The organism is Sphingomonas sp., assembly GCF_036387595.1.
Classification (GTDB): domain Bacteria; phylum Pseudomonadota; class Alphaproteobacteria; order Sphingomonadales; family Sphingomonadaceae; genus Sphingomonas.
This window is the reverse complement of record NZ_DASVTL010000039.1, coordinates 21591-27909: the sequence shown is the minus strand read 5'-3', so window position 1 is coordinate 27909 and position 6319 is coordinate 21591. Positions and strand designations below refer to the sequence as shown.

7 protein-coding genes are annotated in these 6319 nt (G+C 66.2%); 1 reads left to right on the top strand and 6 read right to left on the bottom strand.

Annotated features, from left to right (window positions below):
- From VF643_RS03730 to VF643_RS03710, 5 genes are all read right to left on the bottom strand, one after another.
- Nucleotides 1-1500, bottom strand: a 1500-nt coding sequence (locus tag VF643_RS03730; protein ID WP_331042029.1) for an NAD(P)(+) transhydrogenase (Re/Si-specific) subunit beta, incomplete at its 3' end; no start/stop codon positions are given.
- Between the two features lie 100 nt (nt 1501-1600).
- On the bottom strand, nt 1601-1903 hold the full coding sequence (locus VF643_RS03725) for an NAD(P) transhydrogenase subunit alpha (protein WP_331042028.1): 303 nt from the start codon (nt 1901-1903) through the stop codon (nt 1601-1603).
- Between the two features lie 11 nt (nt 1904-1914).
- Nucleotides 1915-2130 (bottom strand): type II toxin-antitoxin system HicB family antitoxin, encoded by a 216-nt coding sequence (locus tag VF643_RS03720; RefSeq protein ID WP_331042027.1) that lies wholly within the window; start codon nt 2128-2130, stop codon nt 1915-1917.
- Nucleotides 2131-2371: 241 nt separating this feature from the next.
- A complete protein-coding gene (locus VF643_RS03715; protein ID WP_331042026.1) occupies nt 2372-3493 on the bottom strand; it encodes an NAD(P) transhydrogenase subunit alpha in 1122 nt (373 codons plus the stop codon).
- A gap of 14 nt (nt 3494-3507) precedes the next feature.
- Nucleotides 3508-3660: an aa3-type cytochrome c oxidase subunit IV gene (locus VF643_RS03710; protein ID WP_331042025.1), complete on the bottom strand. Its 153-nt coding sequence runs from the start codon at nt 3658-3660 to the stop codon at nt 3508-3510.
- Between the two features lie 129 nt (nt 3661-3789).
- Here VF643_RS03710 and VF643_RS03705 point away from each other — a divergent pair, with 129 nt between their 5' ends.
- On the top strand, nt 3790-5202 hold the full coding sequence (locus tag VF643_RS03705; RefSeq protein ID WP_331042024.1) for a sigma-54 dependent transcriptional regulator: 1413 nt from the start codon (nt 3790-3792) through the stop codon (nt 5200-5202).
- A 219-nt stretch (nt 5203-5421) separates the two neighbouring features.
- Here the strand turns inward: VF643_RS03705 and VF643_RS03700 are convergent, their stop codons facing one another.
- Complete coding sequence (locus VF643_RS03700; RefSeq protein WP_331042023.1) at nt 5422-6162, bottom strand: Crp/Fnr family transcriptional regulator; 741 nt, start codon at nt 6160-6162, stop codon at nt 5422-5424.
- Nucleotides 6163-6319: the final 157 nt, after the last annotated feature.

Below are 6319 nucleotides of genomic sequence, written 5' to 3'. Positions count from 1 at the left end.
CGCCTTCACGATATCCTCGACCATCTTCTTGGCGTCGGCGAGCAGCATCATCGTGTTGTCCATATAGAACACGTCGTTGTCGACGCCGGCATAGCCGACCCCGCCCATCGACCGCTTGATGAACAGCACCGTCTTGGCCTTCTCCACGTCGAGGATCGGCATGCCGTAGATCGGCGAGGTCTTGTCGGTCTTCGCCGCGGGGTTGGTGACGTCGTTGGCGCCGATCACGAACGCGACGTCGGTCTGCGCGAATTCGGAGTTGATGTCCTCCAACTCGAACACCTCGTCATAGGGCACGTTCGCCTCGGCGAGCAGCACGTTCATATGCCCCGGCATCCGCCCCGCGACCGGGTGGATCGCATATTTCACGCGTACGCCCTCGGCCTTCAGCTTGTCGCCCATCTCGCGCAGCACGTGCTGCGCCTGCGCCACCGCCATACCGTAGCCGGGGACGATCACCACCTGCTCGGCCTGGCTCATCAGGAACGCCGCATCCTCGGCCGAGCCACGCTTCCACGGCCGGTCGGTCGCCGCGGCAGCCCCGCCGCCGCCACTCTCCGCGCCGAACCCGCCCGCGATCACGCTGATGAAGCTGCGGTTCATCGCGCGGCACATGATGTAGGACAGGATCGCGCCCGACGACCCGACCAGCGCGCCGGTGATTATCATCGCGCTATTGTGCAGCGTGAACCCCATCGCCGCCGCCGCCCAGCCCGAATAGCTGTTGAGCATCGATACCACGACCGGCATGTCCGCCCCGCCGATCGGAATGATGAGCAGAAAGCCGATCACGAAGGAGAGGCCCAGGATCGTCCAGAATACCCACGCATCCTGATCCTGGGTGAAATATGCGATCAGGCCGAGGATACCGGCCAGCACCGCAAGGTTGATGACGTGGCGGCCCGGCAGCATGATCGGCTTGCCGCCCATATTGCCGTTCAGCTTCAGGAACGCGATCACGCTCCCCGAAAAGGTGATCGCGCCGATCGCGACGCCTAGGCCCAGTTCGATCCGGCTGACCGGCGCGATGATCGCGACCGGCTGACCGATCATCGGCACCATCAGCGTCGCAATCCCGAACGCCTCGGGGTTGAGATAGGCGGCACAGCCGACCAGCACCGCGGCGAGCCCGACCAGCGAATGGAACCCGGCGACCAGCTGCGGCATGTCGGTCATCGCGATTTTTCGCGCGGTGGTGATGCCGATCGCCGCACCGATGCCGATCGCGGCGAGGATTTCGACGACACTGATCCAGTCGATATCGCCCGGAATGATTGCGGAAACCGTGCGTCCCGCCACGGCCACGTAAGACTCGTTCAGGGTGATTGGAACATGCGTCACCAGCGTCGTCACGACCGCGATCGTCATGCCGATGATGCCGTAGCGGTTGCCCTTCTGGCTTGAAGCCGGTGACGACAGCCCGCGCAGCGCGAGGATGAAGCACACGCCCGCGATGAGATATGCCAGCCCCACCCAGGGATTTACCGCCACATGGTCCACGTCTTATCCCCTCGCGTCACCCCGGCGAAGGCCGGGGTCCATCTGTCCATCATCGCTTGCGGCGCAATGGAACCGGACTCTGCCCGGATGACAAACTGATTCAGTGCTTGGCGACCACGACCGGCCGCTCCTTCTTCTTGTACATCGCCAGCATCCGCGCGGTGACCGCAAAGCCCCCGAAGATATTGACGCTCGCCAGCACCACGGCCAGCAGGCCGAGCCACTTGGCGATCGGAGACCCGGCCGCCGCCGACGCGATCAACGCGCCCACGATGATGACGCTCGAAATGGCGTTAGTCACCGCCATCAACGGCGTGTGCAGCGCCGGCGTCACCGACCAGACGACGAAATAGCCGACGAAACACGCCAGCACGAAGATCGACAGAATCGCGATGAAGTCCATGATTGATCCCTTCAAGCCGCCGCGCGCCGGGGTTCCGGCACCGCAAATCCCATCTCGGCCGCACCCTCGATCCAGCATGCGATCGCGTCATAGGCGTTGGTCAGCGCCTCGTGCGGTGTTTCACCGTCAGAACGGCACCCTGGCAGATCCGGCACCACCGCGACGAAGCCGCCTCCGTTGCTTTCCGCCAATGGCCGTATATCGACCTCATAATCCTGCGGGTTCATGCCGCGCTCCCCTTAATGGCGACCATCGTGACCAGATCGCGAATATAGACGGCTTGATCGGCCGATGTGCGGGAATCGTCAGGATCATCGGCATCGTTCGGTGCGCCACCTTGTAATGTGACCCTTTGCGCGGCGCGGTGCAAGCAACGCCGAAGGCCGCGCACAGCCGTTCGACATCCGCGATCCGCCAGTCCCGCGGGTTTGCACGCATGGCTGCAAGCAGCTTGTCTCCACCGGCCAACTACGCCAGCAACCGCGGGTTCACCACCGCGCCGCCCTTGGTAAGCCGCACCGCGTCGCCGATCTCGGCGTCCAGCACCGGCCGGCCGGCGTCCTCGTCCCAGAAGGCGTTGAGGAAATTGTACAGATTGCGGCTGAACAACGCGCTGGCGTCCGCCGCCAGCCGCCCGGCTACGTTGCGATGCCCGACGATCTTCACCCCGTGGCGCAGCACCACCTCGCCCGCGACCGCGCCCTCGACATTGCCGCCGCTCTCCACCGCCAGATCGACGATCACCGATCCGGCACGCATCGTCGCGATCTGCGCGTCGGAGATCAGCCGCGGCGCGGGGCGACCGGGGATCAGCGCGGTCGTGATGACGATGTCCTGCTTGGCGATATGCGCGGACACCAATTCGGCCTGCGCCGCCTGATATTCGGGGCTCATTTCGCCCGCATAGCCACCCGAACCCTCGCCCTCGACGCCCGCCACATTCTCCACGAAGATCGGCTTGGCACCCAGGCTCATGATCTGCTCGCGCGTGGCGCTGCGCACGTCGGTGGCGGACACCTGCGCGCCAAGCCGCCGCGCGGTCGCGATCGCCTGCAGCCCGGCGACGCCGACCCCCATCACGAACGCCTTGGCCGCGCTCACCGTGCCTGCGGCGGTCATCATCATCGGAAAGGCGCGGCCATATTCCGCCGCCGCGTCGAGCACGGCCTTGTAGCCCGCCAGATTGGACTGCGACGACAAGATATCCATCGACTGCGCGCGCGTGATGCGCGGCATGAATTCCATCGCCAGCGCCTCCAGCCCCGCCGCCGCATAGGCATCGACGCGCGCCCGCTCGGCGAATGGATTGAGCCCCGCGACCACCCAGGCGCGCGGCGCCACGCCGCCCAGCCCGGCCGGATCGGCGCCCTGCACGCCCAGCACGATGTCCGCCCCCGCCAGCGTCGCCGCGCGGTCGCCGACCGTCGCGCCCGCGTCGGCATAGGCCGCATCGGCGATCGCCGCGCCCTCGCCCGCGCCCGCTTCGACCGCCACGTCGGCGCCCAAAGCGATGAACTTCTTCACCGTCTCCGGCGTCGCGGCAACGCGCTTCTCGCCGTCGGCATGTTCGCGGGGGACGGCGATCTTCATGGGGCTGTGCTTTCCTACGAGATGAGCCAGACGACGAGGGCCGCGACCAGCGCGCACGCCACCGCGCCCCATTTCATCATGCCCATGACGCTGGAATACGTCGCCACATGGCCCTTCATGTTGGCGCCGACGTTCGTCTGCATGTTCGCATCCTCGGCCATCGTCATCCACTTTCCACAATTTGGCTATCGGCAACGCTTAACCGTGCGCACCGCGCACCTCAAGCCCCGCGCCGCTTAAGCCGCCCTTTACCCGGCCGCGCTACCACATGTCCCGAACGGGGACGGGATCAATTCATGACGCGCAACGGCCAGCGCCTGCTCTTGCTGATCGACGACGAGCCTGCGCAGCGCCGGCTGGTCGCGGCGCTCGCCGCGCGTGCCGGGTGGCGCGCGATCTTCGCCGCCGACGCCGAGATGGCGATTGCGACGCTGGGTACGCAGGACGGGATGCAGCTCGACGCCATCCTGCTCGATCACTGGGCGCCCGATGCCGCCGCCACCGATCTGATCGCCGCCTTGCGCGAATGCCGCCCCGCGCTTCCCATCCTGATGCTCACCGCCAACGGTTCGGTCGCCCACGCCGTCGCCGCGATGCGCGCAGGCGCCACCGACTTCCTCGTCAAGCCGCTCGCCCCCGAACGCTTGCTCGCCGCACTGGACGCCGCGGCCGGCGGCGCGACCGCCGGCGAATTGCGCCCGCTGACCGAGAAGATCCCTGCGCTCCTGGCATTCGACGAGATCGTCGGCTCCGCCCCCGAATTCCGCTCAGCGCTCGCCATCGCCGCAAAGGCCGCGCGCGCGCGGATCCCGGTCCTGCTGGAGGGCGAAAGCGGCGTCGGCAAGGAGGTCGTCGCCGAAGCGATCCACGCCGCCTCGCCGCGCGGCAAGAAGCCGATGATTACCGTCAATTGCGGCGCGCTTCCCCCCAATCTGGTCGAAAGCGAATTGTTCGGCCACGAGCGCGGCGCCTTCACCGGCGCGTTCGATAAAAAGGTCGGCCGTTTCGCCGATGCCGATGGCGGCACGATCTTTCTCGATGAGATCGGCGAGATGCCGCTCGATGCGCAGGTCAAGCTGCTGCGCGTTCTGCAAAGCGGCGAGATGCAGCCGATCGGCGCGCGCCACATGCGCGAGGTCGACGTGCGCGTCATCGCCGCGACCAACCGCACGTTGCTCGACGAGGTCGAGGCTGGGCGTTTCCGCGAAGACCTCTATTACCGTCTCAACGTCGTCCAGGTGACGATCCCGCCGCTGCGCGAACGCGCCGGGGACATCCCCGCGCTCGCCCGCCACCTGCTCGCGCGCATCGCGACGCAGCCCGGCCTGCGCCCGCTCGGCATCACCGACGATGCGCTGGCGCTACTGGGCGGCTACGACTGGCCCGGCAATGTCCGCCAGTTGCAGAACGCGCTCTTTCGCGCCGCGGTGCTGTGCGAAGGCGCCGCGCTGACCCGTGCGGACTTCCCCCAGATCGCCAGCCTCGGCGCCCGCCGCATCGCGCCGCTGTCCTCGCCCACCGGCGGCGGGGTGACCCTGTTCAACCCCGACGGCAACATGCGCCAGCTGGAGGATATAGAGGCCGACGTCATCCGCCTGGCCATCGGCCACTACCGCGGCCGCATGACCGAAGTCGCGCGCCGCCTCGGGATCGGCCGATCGACGCTCTATCGCAAGCTCGGCGAACTGGGCATCGACAACGCAGCCTGATCCCGCGCGGGGCCTGGGACGGACGCGACATTCAGTCTGTTCAGACCCGATCGACCGGGAAACCCGTCACCCCGGCGAAGGCCGGGGTCCATCGCGCGGCAAATTCACCGGATAGAGCCTCTTTCGACCTCCAAGCGGCGCAATGGACCCCGGCCTTCGCCGGGGTGACGCGCTTTTGGAGGCTGCTGCCCGGCAAAAATGCCGAATGTCGCGTCCGCCCTAAACCAACCCGCCCGATTGCTGCGTTTCCAGGTGGAGATAGCGCTGGTTGAAGTCGCCGACGTGGCGCATCTTCTCCCAGTCCGGAAATGCCACGTTGCGCTTGGTGCGCGCGATCAGGCCGTCGATTTCCAGGCTCTTGAGCGTGCGGTTGACGTGGACCGGGGTCAGGCCGGTGACATCGGCCAGCTGCTCCTGCGTCATCGGCAGCTCATAGCCATATTCCTGCGCCAACCCCTGCGCCTCCAACCGCACCGCGAACTCGCACAGCACATGCGCCATGCGGGTGCGGGCGTCGCGGCGGCCGACGTTGACGATCCATTCGCGGAATATCGACCCCTCGATGAGGGTCATCACGAACAGGGCATGGCCGATCCCGGCACGCGACCGCGCCAGATCCTGCAATTCGGCACGCGGGATCACCGCCACTTCGACCCTGGTGAGCGCCTGGACGCTGTGATCGGCGACATCGAGGAACAGGTGCTGAAGGTCCAGCGGCTCGCCGGGGATATGCAGCCCCAGGATCTGCCGCGCGCCTTCGCTGGTCACCTTCTGCCGATAGGCAAAGCCGCTCACCAGCACGCCGCAATGGGTCGGCGGATCGCCCTCGCGGACCATATAGCTATGCGCCTCCAGCGTGCGCAGCGTATACGGCAGGGCGAGGATTGCCCCGCGGTCTTCTTGGCTGAGCGAGGAATGCTGTTCCAGCCTGCGAAGGAGCAATTCTAAAGGATGTCGCACCACGTTGAAGCTCCCGGTAATAAAGGGCGGGAGCACAAAGCATCTCTCAGCCGTCGAAGCCCGATACAGTCCCGACGATGGCGAACATTAACATAATTCTCGCTCGGTGAACCTAATTATGTTGGTTTCTAAATAAAAACATAGATTTATAGAATAC